Here is a 17108-nt window from a genome sequence, read left to right on the forward strand (position 1 = left end):
TCTCTCTCAAAGTTCTCCAAGCCGCTCAACTGGAGGACCTGCTTTACATGTATGCTAGCCGGCCAGTTGCAGGCCTCCATGCGAGCGGATACCACGAATGACATTGCGCTTGAAGAACTCTCGAGGAAGCTCTAATTTTCGATTACCCGCCAAGTAGCTATCCTCAAATTCTTGATTTGCTACCGTGGCGCCAAAGAGTGGTTTTCCGTCCCCAAAATCGCATTGCCTGATGGTATTTTTTCCCTGAACGGCCACCATTCTCCCACATTCTCCGGAAGAAACAGTTCCCGTAAACTTGCTCTCCACGAGCTTGTTTCCAACAACGTTATTCGGGTCATCACTACCAGAGAAGCTGTAATAGCGAGCGCAGCGCACCCCATCGTACTGTACCTGCGTGGTATTATTGGCACAGGCGACTCTTCCCGCCCTCGTCGCATCTGAATATTGCACCACGGCATTCTCATGAGCACCGCGGTGGGCAATCTCGAGGCCAAGGACGCTGCACTCCTCTGCATTAATGTAGTTAACTAACGCCGCCCTAAGCCTCACCGATCCGAAATCTACCTTTCCGTTGCTGTAGACAATTTTCCGGCCATTCTCCTGAATACTTATACCTGTCTGCGGCCTGTCCCCGCTTCCCTTACTCATCTCGAATTTAAAATTCTCAATTCGCGTCATGAGGGAGCAAAGTGATGTCTCGCCAACTCCGTCATCCACTTTTCCGGAGATATTGGAAAATACCGTTCTTTGATATGCGTTTCCGTAAACCCCACATTTTGCGGAATCTATTCGAATGTTATCGAACCTGCAATTTAGCGTCGCAGAGTCGGAAATATAGAAACCTTTGGTATCGACCCTAAAATTTCTAATTTCTCCATTACGCCAGAAAAAAAGAGGGACACCGTCTCGGCCGATTTGTGTTCCATCCAATCTGATAAACCCCCCCTCAAACTCCCGATCAATACTATATTTTAATTGCACCAACTCACCATTCACCGAAACAATCTCATTCAAAAAAATATACTTCGGAATTTTAAACCCGGAGGACACATAATATTCATCAGACATGATTATCACGCAATCATCCTTGCTCAATGTGGCAGCGTCGCGCGAGTTCCGCAACATTACAACACTTCCCACTTTGATTCGATCGCACGGAACCGCCCTCAATCTCCCAACATACTCCGGGTGGAAATTCCCTGGAGCAAAAATCGAGGACATCCTAAATGAATATTCTTTATTGACGTTCTTCAGCGTCGGCAGCCGTTCGCTCCCAATTAACGAAATATTCGCCCGATTTATAATAGGCCCTGTGATTCCATAGCCCCCATAGGGAAAATACACTTGACCGCCGCCCTTGGCTTGAAGATAGTCTTGAGCCCTTTCTATTGCCCGCAGCTGGTCAACACCGAAATCAAAATTCATTACGGCGGTTCGCTGCGATTCGGACATAAAATCAAATACACTGACCGACCGTCTGGAGTCAACCACCCCATCTGCCTTGGAATCTACGATCCGCAGAAATGGCCACAACGCGGTTGCGCCGAGTGTCGCACCACTCCATCGGGTGACTATTGCCCGCCTCATTCGATTCGTCATAATTTAACTCCAAAGCGAGTCGCACGCTATTCGCCAATGCCACGCTTCATTTTCACTAGCTGAATCGCGCATCCTTGAGTACATATTCGTACAGGTCGTGCACCTTCGCGGAAACGGAATCTGCAGAGAATTGTTTCCTAATGATATTTCTAGAGGCCGAAGACATTCGATCAATATCAACCTGCGACCAGCTATCCGCGACACGAAGTCCCGTCAAAATCTTTTCGCTGCTTTCCCCGATCTCTAAGGCAATTCCTTCGTCAAATCCGATCGACAGGTTGCAGGCGGCAGTCATGAGAACTGGAATTCCAGCCGCCCATGCTTCTAGCACGCCCATCGGTAGTCCTTCACTTTTTGAAGGCAAGACAAATACCGTCGCGGCCTGTATTGAAGCTGCCTTGTCGCCTCCGAATTGCGGCCCCGCATAGCATGCATTTCCATGTGCGAGTCGTAACGCCTCAACATGCATGTGGAAATCTTCTGATCCGTCAAGCCATCCACAAAATACAAGTTGTGAGCGCGCGGCGAACTCAGCATCAGTTTTACATAGAAGATCCCAGGCTTCGCAAAGTTCCCGCCATCCTTTCTTTTCGTGAATTCTTCCGAAGAACAAATAAATTCTCTTATTCTGAAACTCTTCTTCCCACCACTGAGGTTTGTCTGTCGTTGGTGTCGCCAGGGGTAGAAAATTAGGAATCACCATCGACGCGCCGTGCCGCACCATTGAGTCGACGTCTGTCTTCTCCTTCTTCGTGAGAATGTGGAAGGCAGATGCCCTCTTCAGGAAGCGGTTCTGATATATCTTCGATACCATCCATTTTTTAACTGGCGAGCGTGCCACTATCCACTTCTCCATGGTCCCATGGGGGGTGACGACATAGGGCTTCCCACGAAGCTTTGACCATAGCAAAACGACAAAACAATGGAACATCCACAATCCGTGGACATGCGATAGGTCGAAGTTCCCCCGAAGCATGTGCATCAGCAACCCAGGCGAAAAGCCATAGTTACTGGGCCCAAAATAGCGAAATGAAGTAACCTTAATTCCAGACCAATCTACTATATCCGTATCAAAGTGCTCATCCTTCAAAGTAATCACTTCTACCGAGATACGTGGGTGCTCTTTTGCCGCTTTAGCCAAAAGCTTAACCGCCTCGGCAACGCCTCCGCCTTTCCTCGAAATAGACGCGACTACAAATGCTGCATGGATCATTATTTATTCCTCATACTCAGGATTTATTGAGCGCATAACATCCTGCAGCCTCGAAAAATTTCTCTGATAAGCACTAACGGCTGAAGATATTTCCAATTCCGCACGCGCGAGGTCATTTAGATCGTCCGACAACTTCTCAACCACGCGATTCACGTCGACATCGTCGATTGGGGTGGATCTGTTACCCAGCTGAAGGTCGCTCATAATATACTCAGTCTTTGGCAGATACGAAATAGCAAATGTCGGACGCCCCGCCATCATTGAAAAGATGCAAGAATGGAATCGAGTTCCGATAAAAATCGTAGAGCGTCGAATGAGGGCGCGAAGTATCCATGGCTCATGGCTTTTCTCATCGACAACGATCCGACTCTTAGCGCGTTTCTTTACCAGTAACGCAGTCGGCAAATCATCTGAAACTTGATTAAAAATAACAGGCAACACCCCATATTCTAATGACATTCTGTCAGCGATTTCCGCGACCGCCGCGACATACGAATCGTAAGCGGCATTAGGCTGCGCATGTCGTGGAAACGTCCAGCCGACAACTGTAATTCCCAGAATTGGCTTCCCCTCAGCAAGGCCAAGCCGCAGTAACTCAGGCGTTACAACGGCGCTCTCTTCTTCCACCCTGTCATTCCAGAATGCACTATCGCCTGTCCGGTAGATTTTCCGCTCGGGAATACCAAGATCACGAACCAGGAAATTCGCTGAATAGCTCTCGCGTGGGCAAAGATAGGAAACCCGTGCAAGGACACGTCTGGCCAGCCATCTTGCAAAGCGGCCATGCAAGGGCCCGATGCTTTGAGGACCGAGCACAACAGCCTTCTGCAGCCTTGCCGCCAGCTCAATATGGAACAGAGCGATGATGTATGCGAAGTTCGTATCGTGAATATAGCCACCCGGTGCGCTGACGACGACGTTGCACTCCCGCATGGCATTGAGGGTATTTTGCTGTTCCGGCGGTAGCAATTTTTCCAGCCGCCGGAGGCCAGGGACGGTCGCGAGCCAGCTTGCCAGCAGCAAGCAAAGGGTGCGCACCTTGCCTCCCGGTGCATTCCCGATCCGCTCCGACCAAGCGATGTCTGGATGAACCAGTCTCGCATTGTCAGCCCCTTCGAACACAGCTGCCGAGATGGCTGCCTCGGGATTCCAGGCGCGGATTTCCGCAACACACTCATCCAGCAGCACGGAATCACCGCGATTCGAGCGCCCATATGCATTCACCACGAGTACTTTCATAGGTACACGCCAAATATTATTGCGAAATCTGAATGACGGTCGCCTGGATGCTCTCAGACAACACGGGTTCGATCGGCAAGAAAGATAATGCCGAAGCAGAAGAATGAGACACACAGCTCCATCAATATCCCCGCGACAGCACTTTCGACCCGGGTGAAACATAGAACGGACGTTACCACCACCATACATGTCAGCATGGCGTGAAACGACGGCAGCCAATTCCACGAAACAATCTGGTAGTGATAAAAATACGAAGAACTGAGCAGCCAACAGGCGCCGTGGACGCAAACCGCAAGAATCAGGGACGCGGATAGCCCCATTCTGTCCCGAACCAGAAACAGAGCGAGCCCGCCGCAAAGCAGGCCAACTACACCAACCAGGATGGTGGAGTATTGAGCGCTGAACGTCCTGAATCTCCGATTGCCACTATTCGCAGTTGTACGGTATAGCTTGCTGTATCCCGACCGTCTTAACAAAATCACGCACTGGTTGAAGACGCCGGAAAATGACTTCATGAAATTGAACTTGGCGGCCTCTTGCCCACCGCCGGCTCCCAGAATGGAGACGGAGATCACCCGCGCTATGACTTGCCCGGGAAGAAGCGTAAGGGAAACCACGAATCCCTCCTTGATCAGATAACCGATTGACCTCCGGTCTAAGCTCGCACGCCTTAGCACATGCTGGCGCCGCGTCCAAAATAAAGTCATCAGCGAGATGCATGCAAGCGCTGCACCGTTTATCCATCCGGCGACCTCTATCCGCAATGAGAACCCGAAGAGCAAGCTGGCCGTGACATATATGGCCACGAGAAAATAATTGAGGCCGGATATCAGACCGTATGCCGATTCGTCGTCGGCCACATCGAGAAATCCAGACATGTTCGCAATGCTGAACCAGAGACCTATCGCGGAGGCCAGCAAGAAGCGTTTTACCCCGGTATCGCCGTAGAGTTCCGCCGGAACCACGATCAAGGCAAACGTCATCAGCAACAGGATGGGAAGCCTCGCTATTGCGAACTCGAGCGGGTTCAGCGTTTGGACGCTGGCGCTCGCAGCCTGCCGTTGTAGCACCTGTCCGCCCCAGTCGATCACGACGAGCAGAAGCGCATTTACCCCCAATGCGGTTGTCAACGCGCCTGCGAGCGGATGCCCTGTGGAGATCAAAGCAAATGACGTAAGCAGCATCGATCCCTGGCCAATGAATGCTCCCATGACCAGGTTTACCAGTTTTTTATTGCGGATGAGGGACAGCAACATAGCGCGCCTTGTACACGGATTTCATCATTAACTGTTCCAATAGCAGATAAATGACGACGATCAATCCCACGCGATACACACCGATATCCACGCCACCGCGGACCAGGATAAATCCGATCAGCGTCGAAAGGACTCCGGTACGCAACCGGCCGAGATCCTCATTTGGTGCGTTCGCGGCGTAATTCTCCGCCTTTGCCACAATCAATCCAAAGATCAAGGCCATCATGGCCAGGCCAAAATAGTCGAACGCGATGACGCTTTCCCCAAACAGGCCTGGCGGCACCCCACCGTCCGTATCGCCGAAGAACTCTTCGCGAACTCGACGGCTCAACTGGATCGGTTTCTCGGGCCAGATCGCGCGCGGAACGAAGGCCACCAGGGCGTTGAGATAGACTTCTCCATAATCATTTCCGCGGCGCTCGGCATATATTTTTGAAAGGGCGATATGATCGATGAACGGTAGCCCGGTATAGGATGCTTCAACGATCGACGCCGCACTCATCTCAAACTGAGCGCTCGCCCCCTGTGCCCTATACCGTTCGTAGATGATATAACCAGAAGCTGCAACAAAAGCGGCGGCCAGCGCCAGGATTCCAAGGAAACCGGCCCCGGTGATTCTCTTGACCCGGACGATCAATAATGAAATCAGGAAGAGCAAGAGAATGGAGCGCCCGCCCGAAAGCGCAAGGAATATCGATTGCAGCACCAGACCGCCCAGGAACAAGCCGCGCAGCCATCGCGGTGGCTGCTTGGCTTTGATCAGCACCTGCAATACGAGGCAATAGACATTCACGCCTATCATCACCGGAAACAAAAAGTTCAGAGCGGAACTTTCTACGACGGTACGCGCGTAGGCGGCCCTCACCCATTCCTGCACGCCCTGGTACAGATAGACCGTCAATGAAACCTCCAGTGCAATCACGAATAACTGGATACAAACGTAGCGCAGCAGCTTCTTGTTTGATGGCAAATTGAGTGCTGGTTGCCAGCGACGCGACCTGCCCTTGCTTCTTCTGAATAGTCTGTAGGAAACGAAAGCCGCGAAATTCACGGCGGCCATTGGCACCCACGGAATATCTTCCACCCTGATCAGCCACGGTGCTATCAGTATGGAGCGCGTGACCAATTCGCTTTCAATCAGCGCGCCGAGTAGCCAGCACCCGAGCAGGGTGTAGACAAAAAAGACCGTGGAAGTGGCAAAGATGCCCCTCCTGGCGCACCAGACAAGGGGTATCAGATAGAACGGCAGCGTGACGAGACTGTACATTCTGAAGTGCTAGAGGCTATGGCGAAAGGTACTTTCCGTGCTCGTGTTCGATTGCGCCAAGGAGGAGAGGAAATCCTCGTATGCCAGGCGAAGTCCTTCCTGGAGGCCGACTTCGTTTCGCCAACCCAGTGCTTTGAGCAGTGAGTTATTCAGAAGCTTGCGCGGCGTACCATCGGGCTTGGCAGGGTCGGTCTCGATGTGCCCCTGATAGCCTACGGCGCACTTCACCATCGCAGCCAGATCCGCGATCGAGTATTCCTCTCCTGAGCCGATGTTGATGTGGTTCTGCATCGGCAGCGTATGGGCACGATACACTTCCGGCGAAAGGTCCATGACATGTACACATGCTCGTGCCATATCTTCGACGTACACGAACTCGCGCTTAGGCCTGCCGGTACCCCAAATGACCACCGTGGGGGCGTCATGCTGCTTCGCCTCATGAAAACGACGAATCAGCGCGGGGATGACATGGCTGTTCTCCGCGTGATAGTTATCGCCCGGACCGTACAGGTTTGACGGCATGACGCTGCGGAAGTCCGCTCCGTACTGACGGTTATAGCTTTCACATAGCTTGATTCCGGCGATCTTGGCTATCGCATAAGGTTCGTTCGTGGGTTCGAGTGGCCCCGTGAGCAGCGCTGCTTCGGCCATTGGCTGTTCCGCAAGCCGCGGATAAATGCAACTGCTGCCAAGGAACAAAAGCTTGTCGACTCCCGCGCGCCACGCCTCATGGATAACATTCGCCTCGATCATCAGGTTTTCATAGATGAACTGAGCCGGGAAAGTGTTGTTCGCGTGGATTCCGCCTACCTTTGCGGCGGCCAGATATACCTGGTCGACATCCTCCTGCGCGAAGAACTGGCGCACGGCATGCTGGTCAGTCAGGTCCAGTTCATCGTGACTGCGCGTCACGATTTGCACTGCACGGGAGGACGCCTGCAGCGCGCGGACGATGGCGCTACCTACCATTCCACGATGACCGGCGACGAAAATCCGAGTGTTATTCTTCATGTCCGTTACTCCACGCTGACCGCGACTTCGAATCCATGCTGCTTCAGCAATGCATGGCGGCGGGCCTGGTCCAGATCGCTGGCAACCATTTCTGCGATCATCTCGTCCAGCGTGATCTCCGGCTCCCAACCAAGCCTGGCCTTGGCCTTGGCCGGATCCCCCAGCAGGGTTTCCACTTCCGCCGGACGGAAATACCGTGGATCGACCTTGACAATCACGTCGCCGACGGCCAGAGCCGGTGCCTTGTCACCGCTGATCGCTGCTACCACGGCCACCTCGTCAACACCCTTCCCTTCAAATCGCAGCGTGATCCCCAGCTCACTGGCGCTTCGGCTGATGAACTCGCGCACGCTCACCTGCTTGCCCGTGGCAATGACGAAATCTTCCGGTTGCTCCTGTTGCAGCATCAGCCATTGCATGCGCACATAGTCGTGCGCGTGCCCCCAGTCCCGAAGCGAATCCATATTGCCCATGTACAGGCAGTTCTCCAGGCCTTGTGCGGTGTTTGACAGGCCGCGGGTAACCTTGCGCGTCACGAAGGTTTCACCGCGACGCGGGCTTTCGTGGTTAAACAGTATCCCGTTGCAGGCATACATGCCGTAGGACTCCCGGTAGTTCACTGTAATCCAGTAGGCATACAGCTTCGCTGCGGCATACGGGCTGCGCGGATAGAACGGGGTGGTCTCTTTCTGCGGAATCTCCTGCACCAGGCCGTACAGCTCCGACGTAGATGCCTGGTAGAAGCGCGTCTTTTTCTCCAGGCCGATGATGCGGATCGCTTCGAGCAGACGCAGGGTGCCGAGCGCATCCACGTCTGCTGTGTATTCCGGTGACTCGAAGCTCACCGCCACGTGGCTTTGGGCACCCAGGTTGTAGATCTCGTCCGGCTGGGTCTGCTGTACGATGCGGATCAGATTGGTACTGTCGCTCAGGTCGCCGTAGTGCAGCACAAAGTTCCGGTGGCTGACATGGGGATCCTGGTAGATGTGATCCACACGGGAGGTGTTGAACGAGCTGGCCCGGCGTTTGATGCCGTGAACGATGTAGCCCTTCTCAAGTAGAAATTCAGCCAGGTAAGACCCGTCCTGCCCCGTGATGCCGGTGATGAGTGCGGTCTTTTGAGTCGTCTTGGTCATTGTCGGTGTTCTGTTCTGAGATTCAGTCAATCAGGCCTGCTCGGCCTTGGATCCGGCGGCGGGCGCGCGGCCATAGACATCATCAAAGCGGACGATGTCGTCTTCGCCCAGGTAGCTGCCGCTCTGCACTTCGATCAGCTCGAGGGGGACGCTGCCGGGGTTTTCCAGACGGTGGATGGTGCCCAGCGGGATATAGCTGGACTGGTTTTCGCTGAGCAGGAAGGTCTCGTTGCCGCAGGTCACGCGGGCGGTGCCCTTTACCACGATCCAGTGTTCCGCGCGGTGATAATGCAGTTGCATGGAGAGCTTGGCACCCGGCTTGACCGTGATGCGCTTAACCTGGTAGCGCTGGCCTTCGTCAACCGAGTCATAGCTGCCCCACGGGCGGTAGACCTTACGATGGTCCACGGCTTCGCTACGGCCTTGCTTGCGCACCATGTCCACGAGCGCCTTGACGTCCTGGCACTGGTCCTTGTGCACCACGAGCACCGCGTCGGGTGTTTCCACCACCATCACGTCCTCGATGCCCGCAATGGCAACCAGGCGGTGCGACGCATGGACCAGGCAATCCTTCGCGTTGTGCGTGAGGACATCACCTGTCGTGACATTTCCGTCACCCTGCTTTGTGCCGAGTTCCCAGACGGCGTCCCATGCGCCAACGTCGCTCCACTCGGTGGCAAACGGCACCATCTGCGCGCGCGTGGTGTGCTCCATGACGGCGTAGTCGATGGAGTTGGTCGGACAGCGCGCAAATGCGCCTTCATCGAGACGGAAGAAATCGAGGTCTTTCTGGCCGAGGCTGACGGACTCCTGGACTGCGCGCACGATCTCAGGCGAAAACGCCTTCAGCTCGGCAAGGAACTCCGAGGCACGGAACAAGAAGATACCGCTGTTCCAAAAGTAGCCACCCTCCGCCAGGAATTGGTTCGCGCGCTGCAGCGATGGCTTCTCTTCGAAGCAGGCAACCTCGAAGCTCGATTCCGTGCGGCGCGCACCTGCCTTGATATAGCCGTACCCGGTAGCAGGCGCGGTGGGCGCGATACCAAAGGTGACAAGTGCTCCGGCTTGCGCAGCTGAAACGCCTTGCGTCACGATGTTTGCGAAGGCGGACGCGTCCCGGATCAGGTGATCCGACGGCAGCACCAGCATCAGCGGATCCTGCCCCACGGCCAGCGAATGCAAAGCAGCCGCAGCCAAGGCAGGGGCAGTATTCCTGGCATGCGGTTCCAGCATGAATTCGGCGTCGCTGATACCGATCTCGCGGGCTTGTTCCGCCACCATGAACCGATGCGCATGACTGGTGACAAGCAATGGTGCGCCAATGCCCGGAATCTCCTGCACACGCAGCAATGTATCCTGCAGCAGCGAGCGGTCACCCTGAAGCTTGAGGAATTGCTTCGGATAGCCTTCGCGTGACAGCGGCCACAGGCGTGTTCCGGAGCCACCACAAAGAATAACGGGAACAATCACGGCTGGGTCTTGCATCCGAACTCTCCTTCTGCCAATTCAAATGTCAGTCAGCCCCTCAACGTCGGCAAGACGAGTGAGGGCGCGCCGCCAGGTGGCGACGGTTTATCCCTGCATGGAAGAAATCCCTCTGGACAGCTGGATTGCCGCCTCAGCAGACAACCCAGCAGTCCGGATGGTCGGTGGGAAGGCGGTAGCCAGATGCGCACAATGACTGTGTTTACCGCCCATCACGCAGACTCGCCCGCTTCTTTGAGCTGGCTGATATATGGCCGGTCTCTATGCCGGCTCAGCCGTCGGTAATAGCATCCGACGTAGGCCCGGACCCCGACAGGTTCAACTCGTCCCGGCTCTTCATTTGCCCTCGACTGTCAACGGCTTGGTCGCGGTATCCGCTGCATAGCCGTAGTACGCATACCGATACCGTCCATACTTCGATCCGTATCCGTAGCGATATGCATTCGGATCCAGGCCATTGAACGCCACGCCATTCACATCGGCATTTGCCTGGCGTAGTTGCTTGGCGGATTCAGTCACTTCGCCGATGGTGGTTTTCTCGAACCGCGTCACCAGAAGCACCGTACCGCAGCGGGCGGCGAGGATCGCGGTATCAGAGACGGCAAGAACGGGCGGCGTATCGATGAGGACAAGGTCGTACTGGTGTTCCAACTCATTAAGAAGTTTCACCATGCGCGCGTTCAGCAACAGCTCAGCCGGATTCGGAGGCAAGCTTCCTGTACTGAGAAAGTCCAAGTTCTCAAGTACTTCGCGGTGTACCGCCTGGTCAACACTCGCGTTGCCGATCAGTACGTCCGCCAACCCGTTGTTACGGGGCTTCCCAAAATACTGGTTCAGGTGGCCCTTGCGCATGTCGGCATCGATCAGCAGCACGCGCATGCCGCCCGAGGCCATCACCGCGGCGAGGTTGGCCGAAATAAATGACTTGCCGACGCCCGGCGTGGGACCCGTGAGCAGCACGCGCTTGTTGTCCGCATCGAGCATGGCAAACTGCAGCGCCGTGCGCAGGCTGCGCAGACTTTCAATCGCTGGCTCATTGGGATTACGTTCCGCAAGCACGAAGTTGCCGCGTTTGCGCTGGCGGATTTCTTCGGTGAGGAAAGCCTGGGTGGTCGATAAAGGCACGGTCGCGTAGACGCTCAGACCCGTATGCTGCTCAATGTCCTGGGAGTCGGTGATACCACCGAACAGCGCATTGCGCACGAAGGCCACTACGACACCAATCAGAACGCCCAGAATAGCAGCCAGCGCTATGACCAGGCCCTTCTTGGGCTTGACACGCTCCTCGGGAACCGGGGCATTGTCGAGCAGCCGTACGTTGCCGACCTTGCCCGCCTTGACGAGCTTGAGCTGCTGCATATTGTTCAGCAATCCCACGTAGAGGTCGTTGTTGACTTGCACGTCGCGCATCAGCCGCAGGGTGTCCTGCTCCACATTGGGGAAGGCTCTCATGCGGGAAGCCATAGCGGCGACCTTCGAGCTTAATGCTGCAATCTGCTGGTCAAGGGCCTGCACGCCCGGGTGGGAGGCAGCAAAACGTGTCGATAGTTCGGTGCGCTTTTGCTTCAACTCGAGCAGCCTCGTTTCGGCCATCACGTTTTCCTGGAGGAACACCTTACCTTCCTCGCTCAGGTTGAAGGTATTGCGCTTGTTGCGCATCTCGTTGTACTTCACCTCGGCCCGTTCCAGCTCGCCCTTGAGTTGTGGCAGGAGATCCCCCAGGAAGCCGAGCGACTTCTCAGCCTCGGCGGCTTTACGCTTGATGTTCTGAGCGACGTACTCTTCACCAATCTCGTTCAGAATGCTCGCCGTAACCTTTGGGTCGGTGCCATCTAGCGAAGCACCGATGATGCCGCTCTGCTTTCCCTTCTCAACGATCTTGAGTTGATCCTGGAGGTCTTCGACTGTCTGCAGGTGCGAGTTCCGCACCAGGTTGAACGTGATGCCCGCCTTTGCCTTCATGTCCTTTACCAGGAGCGTGAAGTCGCCCACGCTCTGTCGCGCAGTCAGTGGCTGGCCTACACGCCCTTCAAGGGGCGCGTCCAGGCTGGAATGCTCCACTTGGTAGCGGCCCTCCCCCAGCGCAGTCAGCTTGAATGTTTCGCCCTCAATGGATTCCGGGACATCAAACTGCTCGACAATGATCGATTCCTTGGCCCAAGCGAAGCCACCGAACCCGAATAGTCCTGGCTCGGATAGACCCTTGGCGCGGCTAGCGATCTTGGCACCAACGAAAGGAAAATAATTGGGCTTCGCCGAAATGTAGAGCCGCAGATTGTCGACCGCCTTGCTGACTACCATGCGGGAGCGGAGGATCTCGATCTCAGCCGTGGCCTGGGCCTTGACATCGAACAGACTGGAGACGTCACCCAGCAGGCTGTTGGCGCTATTCGGATTGTCCTCCACCTGCACCAGGATATCGGCCCGATAAACTGGCCGAGCCAGAAACGCATACGCCACCCCCAACGCCAGCACCACACCCGCAATGGATGCAATCAGCCAACGGCTGGCAAGCAGCACATCAAGGTACCGGACGAGGTCGAGCTCGTCCTCCGGAGGCGCAGCCACAACAACTGGAGGGGGAGTTTGGTTCATCTGCATTGGTGAATCAGTTATCGAAGCGCCTGGATGCGCGGCACCCAGGCTTCCACGCCGCGTTGGATCAACCGCAGCACGTTTTCGAAGGCGGGACGTGCTTCACGATAGGGATCTGGCACGTCGAACCTGGCAAGCTCACCGATGCGGAAGACCCGACCGGTGGTGGCCGGGTGCAAGTGCTGGATGTCTTGCCGCTGGGCGTTGTCCATCACGAGAATGAGGTCCGCACGCGTCGTCATGGCGCGGCTCAGTTGCTGGGCCCGATGACCGGTGATATCCAGGCCAATCTCGTGCATGACTGCGATGGCGTGCGCATCGGCCGGCTTGCCCGTGAGCGCACCGAGGCCAGCGGAGATGATGTTGGCATCCGGCAATGCCTCCTTGAGGAGCCCCTGCGCCATAGGACTCCTGCAAATATTGCCGATGCAGACCACGAGTACGGTCTTGATCATTTGACCGCGTTCGCCGTGGACGTGAAGAAATTCCCACTCGGCAGCAGTTGGTTGATCACACGGCTCCAGCGGACCACACCTGCGGCATCCACGTAGACAACGTCCCTCGGCTTCAACTCGAACGACTCGGCCAGGGCAAAAGAGACAGGGGACTTGCCGTCGAGGTGGAACACCTCCGCTTCGCCATCGCTGCTCTTGCGGATAACGTAGAGTTCCTTGGCGTTGGCAGAGAGGGGGTTGACGCCGCCGGCTTCACCAATGGCCTCGCTGAGCGTCAGGCGGCCGTTGCGCGGCAGAACGGCAACAGGACGCACGACTTCGCCGGTCACGAATACCTTGCTGTCCTCGCGTTGTTCCACGCGAACGATGTCGCCGTTGCGCAGCAGGATTTGGGCGGGGTCGATGCCTCGCTGCAGAAGCGCAGGCAGATTGACGACGTAGGTCTTGCCCTCGCGCGAAACGCGGATGCGGCTGTTGTCGCCCGTCAGGACGTTGATACCCCCGGCGCGGTTGAGCGCTTCGACCAGGGTCATTGGTACGTCGTCGACGTTCTGGGGGCCAGGCGTCTTGACTTCGCCGTCCATGTAGACGCGCTTGCTGCGGAAGGCGAGCACGCGTACCGTGACCTGCGGCATGTTGACGACAGGTTTGAGCTGGGTGCTCAACTGTCCGCGGATTTCGTCCGGCGTGCGGCCGAGAACCTTGAGCACACCGGCATAAGGAAACTGGATGGTGCCTGCGGGACTCACGACGTAGCCCGGCACGTTGGCCGCGCCGCTGTAGTTCGGGATCTCGTATGCAGTACCAATCGAGTACGTTTGGGTGGGGAACACCAGTTCCGGGTGGTCCCACACAACGATCGAGAGAATGTCGCCCACGCCCACGGTATAGGGCCTCGGGTCTGCGAACAGCTCCTCCACCCCAGCGTTCGCTGGCTGTGTGGAGGCGTTCAGCGTGCGCACCAGCGCCGGCGTGATCCGGGTGATTTTGGGCACCGATTCCGGGTCCTCCGGATCGAGCGGTCGCTGCGGGTCGAAGCGCATCCCTGGTGCGAGTGCACAGGATGCCAGCAACGGAACGATCCCCAGGTACATTACCGCCCTGCCAAACGTCAGCCTGCTTGAAAGCTTTAGCACGTCTCGATTATTCCCTTGTTACAAGAAGGCCCGCATTGTCCGCCGTCTCCTGAGCGGGCTGTGTTGCGGGGATTCCGCTTGTCCGACATGGCACACGCTGGTGCCTTTCCGCTTGTTTGCGCTGCCTGCGGATTTGAACCTGGCGGTGTTGGCTTCGTGTTGCTCGGCGCGGTGGCGCGCTCTTTTTGCACTGCGTCATTACGCGAATGACCGGCGAAGTGTATGGCTCCAGCGGCTACATCTTCAAGGCACAAACGGCGTTTTTAGCGAGTTATCTATCCCCACGTAAGAGTGGACCCGCAAAAAGGAGGGATGTGCGCGAAGCGATATCGAGCCAGAATACGTGCCTCGTCGAGCGTGGGAAATTCCGTCATGCCGCTGCGCGTTTCGTCCCGGGCCAGCCAGCTTGCTGCTGTTCTTTCGGCCGTGTTACTGGCCTGCAAGATCGTCTGATCCGGCGCATCTTCCCCACCGGATTTCCGGACGCCTCTATACACCCTTCTTCCCGCAATTTGCCAAAGCACAAAAAAAGAAGGGTGTAGGCACAGGGAGTCCTACACCCTAACGGGTCAGGCAAGGGGTCAGGCTTGCCGGGGTTGATTATTGATGGGGGTCGGACCGGGTCTTACCCTGCTTTAGTGGGCCCCACGCTTAGGTGGGGAAAGTCATGAATTGGAGCATTGACGGTTGAAGATGGGGGAAGGAGACATTCAGAAAAGCGAAAGCGAACTCCGAAAGACTGTCGTCGCAACGTCTCTTGTCAGTGGACTGGAAACGTTTGACTTCACCGTGTTCGGATTCTTCGCGGCGATGATCGGAGACCAGTTCTTCCCGGCGGAAGATCCTCTGACTTCGTTGCTGTTGGCAGTGGGCACGTTTGGCGTTGGCTTTCTCATCCGGCCGCTTGGCGCGATGATGATCGGTGCCTACGCCGACCGTGTCGGGCGCCGCGCGGCGATGACGAGAACCATCGGCCTGATGACCGTCGGGACGGCGGCCATCGCCCTCTGCCCGCCGTTTGCAATGATCGGTGCGGCTGCGCCGCTCATCGTCATCACCGGTCGGGCGCTGCAAGGTTTCGCCGTCGGCGGCGAAATCGGCGTTGCCTCGGCATACGTGATGGAATCCGGACCGGTGTCGAGTCGTGGCCGCGTGGTCAGCTGGCAGTCCGTGAGCCAGGGCGCCGCTGCGTTGCTGGGAGCATCCCTGGGCGCCCCTCTCACGAAGGTGATGTCGCCGGAGGATCTGGCTTCCTGGGGCTGGCGTGTTCCATTCCTGTTCGGACTTCTGATCGCGCCCGTCGGCATCTACGTTCGCCGCCAGCTTCGCGAGGCGGCGCTCGTCGACACAAAGGGCAGAGATGCCGCCACGCCGCTCGTCGATCTGTGGCGCGAGCATCGCAGCACCATGCTACTGGCGATCCTGATCAGGATGGGGTCAACGATCCCGGTCTACGTCATCGTCTACTACATGCCAAGCTACCTGCATCGCGTGATGCACGTACCTGCCAGCACAGGATTCTTGGCAGCAACGTTGTCCGCGCTGCTGCTGACTGTCATCCCGCCGCTGTCCGGCCTGCTCATCGACCGCTTGCCCCGCCGCAAGCCGCTGGCCCTCTTCACGGCGGGATGCAAAGTGCTTCTGGTCTTCCCGGTCTTCCTGATGATTGTGCGTGCAGACGGCACGCTGCCAGTCCTGGTTGGCGTCGGGCTGATCAGCGCAATGGTGGCACTTGGCGCTGCCGTTGGCACCCTGCTTGTGCTCGAAGCATTTCCTGCACGGGTTCGCGCCAGCGGCGCCGCGATTTCTCATGCGCTGAACGTTGCGGTGTTTGGCGGCACCGCGCAGTTCATCGTGACGGGAATGATCAAGTTGACCGGCAACCCCATGTCGGCGGCCTGGTATATGGCAGCGACGTGCCTGCTGAGTTTCGGTGCGGTCGTGCTGATCAAGGAGCAGCGCCCACAAGCCTGAACCGCCCTATCAAGTCAGAATTCCCCGACGCTTCAGGCAGGCCGAGCACTTCCTTATGCTGCACTCGTACTTCCCATCGCTTGAGGGGTACCGCCGATGCTGCGATGCAGCACAATGCCAAGCGGCGACCCCGTTGCCAAACTTAAGGGTGTAGGCGCATCCCTGTGGCGCCTACACCCTCTTTCTTTGCCCTCAGCCCAAACGAGCTGTACGTAGTCGTTCGCCACGGCAGGTTCCATGGCGGAACAGAAAGGCGGCAGGACAATGTGTCCTGCCGCCGCTCAAGCGCGCGCCTCCCCCCCGGCCCAGGCGCGCGCCGCCATCCAACGTGCCTACTTGATGCAGGCGAGGTTGATGGCGAGGCCTCCCCAATCGGTGGCCTGGTTGTTGTTGACGTGCCTTGGGCCCGAACAGCTCATATGGATGCGTTTCATGGGATGCCCCCCTTTTCCCGGCTCTTAGGCACGTAAATTCGATGGCTTTGGCGAGCGCCAACGATGAGGTCAATCTAGCTGGCGGAATTGGAATGGCAAATCAGCTCTATGGACGAGGGGCGCACGTCCCACCGCTGGCGCTCAGGATAATGTCGGAGCGCACGGCATTAATCGCGTTGCGCTCTCTCCTCGGGACTTCTGGACTCTCGCAAAGCCTTGATGGACAAGGGATTGCCGACTATGGAGAGTAGTTTTTCGGAGGCTCCTACAGACACTGCGGGCAGCGGTATCCAGTGGCCTAAAAATGC

Annotated in this window: 12 protein-coding genes; 1 reads left to right on the forward strand and 11 read right to left on the reverse strand. The window is 56.8% G+C overall.

Annotation, left to right across the window (positions count from 1 at the left end; all coding sequences use genetic code 11):
• Positions 1 to 54 precede the first annotated feature (54 nt).
• The 11 genes from CNE_RS41095 to CNE_RS24950 form a co-directional block, all read right to left on the reverse strand.
• Positions 55 to 1425, reverse strand: a complete 1371-nt coding sequence (locus CNE_RS41095; RefSeq protein WP_148271659.1) for a pectate lyase family protein — start codon at positions 1423 to 1425, stop codon at positions 55 to 57.
• A 229-nt stretch (positions 1426 to 1654) separates the two neighbouring features.
• On the reverse strand, positions 1655 to 2812 hold the full coding sequence (locus CNE_RS39450; protein WP_080569593.1) for a glycosyltransferase: 1158 nt from the start codon (positions 2810 to 2812) through the stop codon (positions 1655 to 1657).
• Positions 2813 to 2815: 3 nt separating this feature from the next.
• A complete protein-coding gene (locus CNE_RS24910; protein WP_013953058.1) occupies positions 2816 to 4051 on the reverse strand; it encodes a polysaccharide pyruvyl transferase family protein in 1236 nt (411 codons plus the stop codon).
• Positions 4052 to 4104: 53 nt separating this feature from the next.
• Positions 4105 to 5307, reverse strand: a complete 1203-nt coding sequence (locus CNE_RS41565; protein WP_041228644.1) for a hypothetical protein — start codon at positions 5305 to 5307, stop codon at positions 4105 to 4107.
• Positions 5282 to 6574, reverse strand: coding sequence for an O-antigen polymerase (locus CNE_RS24920; RefSeq protein WP_013953059.1), 1293 nt, complete (start codon positions 6572 to 6574; stop codon positions 5282 to 5284). The genes CNE_RS41565 and CNE_RS24920 overlap by 26 nt, the downstream gene beginning before the upstream one ends.
• 9 nt (positions 6575 to 6583) lie before the next feature.
• Positions 6584 to 7585, reverse strand: coding sequence for a GDP-L-fucose synthase (gene fcl, locus CNE_RS24925; protein WP_013953060.1), 1002 nt, complete (start codon positions 7583 to 7585; stop codon positions 6584 to 6586).
• A 5-nt stretch (positions 7586 to 7590) separates the two neighbouring features.
• Positions 7591 to 8721, reverse strand: coding sequence for a GDP-mannose 4,6-dehydratase (gene gmd / locus CNE_RS24930; protein ID WP_013953061.1), 1131 nt, complete (start codon positions 8719 to 8721; stop codon positions 7591 to 7593).
• 30 nt (positions 8722 to 8751) lie between these two features.
• Positions 8752 to 10206: a mannose-1-phosphate guanylyltransferase/mannose-6-phosphate isomerase gene (locus CNE_RS24935; RefSeq protein ID WP_013953062.1), complete on the reverse strand. Its 1455-nt coding sequence runs from the start codon at positions 10204 to 10206 to the stop codon at positions 8752 to 8754.
• A gap of 336 nt (positions 10207 to 10542) precedes the next feature.
• Complete coding sequence (locus CNE_RS24940) at positions 10543 to 12807, reverse strand: polysaccharide biosynthesis tyrosine autokinase (RefSeq protein ID WP_013953063.1); 2265 nt, start codon at positions 12805 to 12807, stop codon at positions 10543 to 10545.
• Positions 12808 to 12818: 11 nt separating this feature from the next.
• Positions 12819 to 13256: a low molecular weight protein-tyrosine-phosphatase gene (locus CNE_RS24945; protein WP_013953064.1), complete on the reverse strand. Its 438-nt coding sequence runs from the start codon at positions 13254 to 13256 to the stop codon at positions 12819 to 12821.
• The gene (locus CNE_RS24950; RefSeq protein ID WP_013953065.1) at positions 13253 to 14392 is read right to left on the reverse strand and encodes a polysaccharide biosynthesis/export family protein; all 1140 of its coding nucleotides are present in this window, start codon (positions 14390 to 14392) and stop codon (positions 13253 to 13255) included. The genes CNE_RS24945 and CNE_RS24950 overlap by 4 nt, the downstream gene beginning before the upstream one ends.
• Before the next feature lie 693 nt (positions 14393 to 15085).
• Between CNE_RS24950 and CNE_RS24955 the strand changes: the two genes are divergently transcribed.
• On the forward strand, positions 15086 to 16366 hold the full coding sequence (locus CNE_RS24955; protein WP_013953066.1) for an MFS transporter: 1281 nt from the start codon (positions 15086 to 15088) through the stop codon (positions 16364 to 16366).
• Positions 16367 to 17108 lie beyond the last annotated feature (742 nt).

It is taken from the genome of Cupriavidus necator N-1 (assembly GCF_000219215.1).
Classification (GTDB): domain Bacteria; phylum Pseudomonadota; class Gammaproteobacteria; order Burkholderiales; family Burkholderiaceae; genus Cupriavidus; species Cupriavidus necator.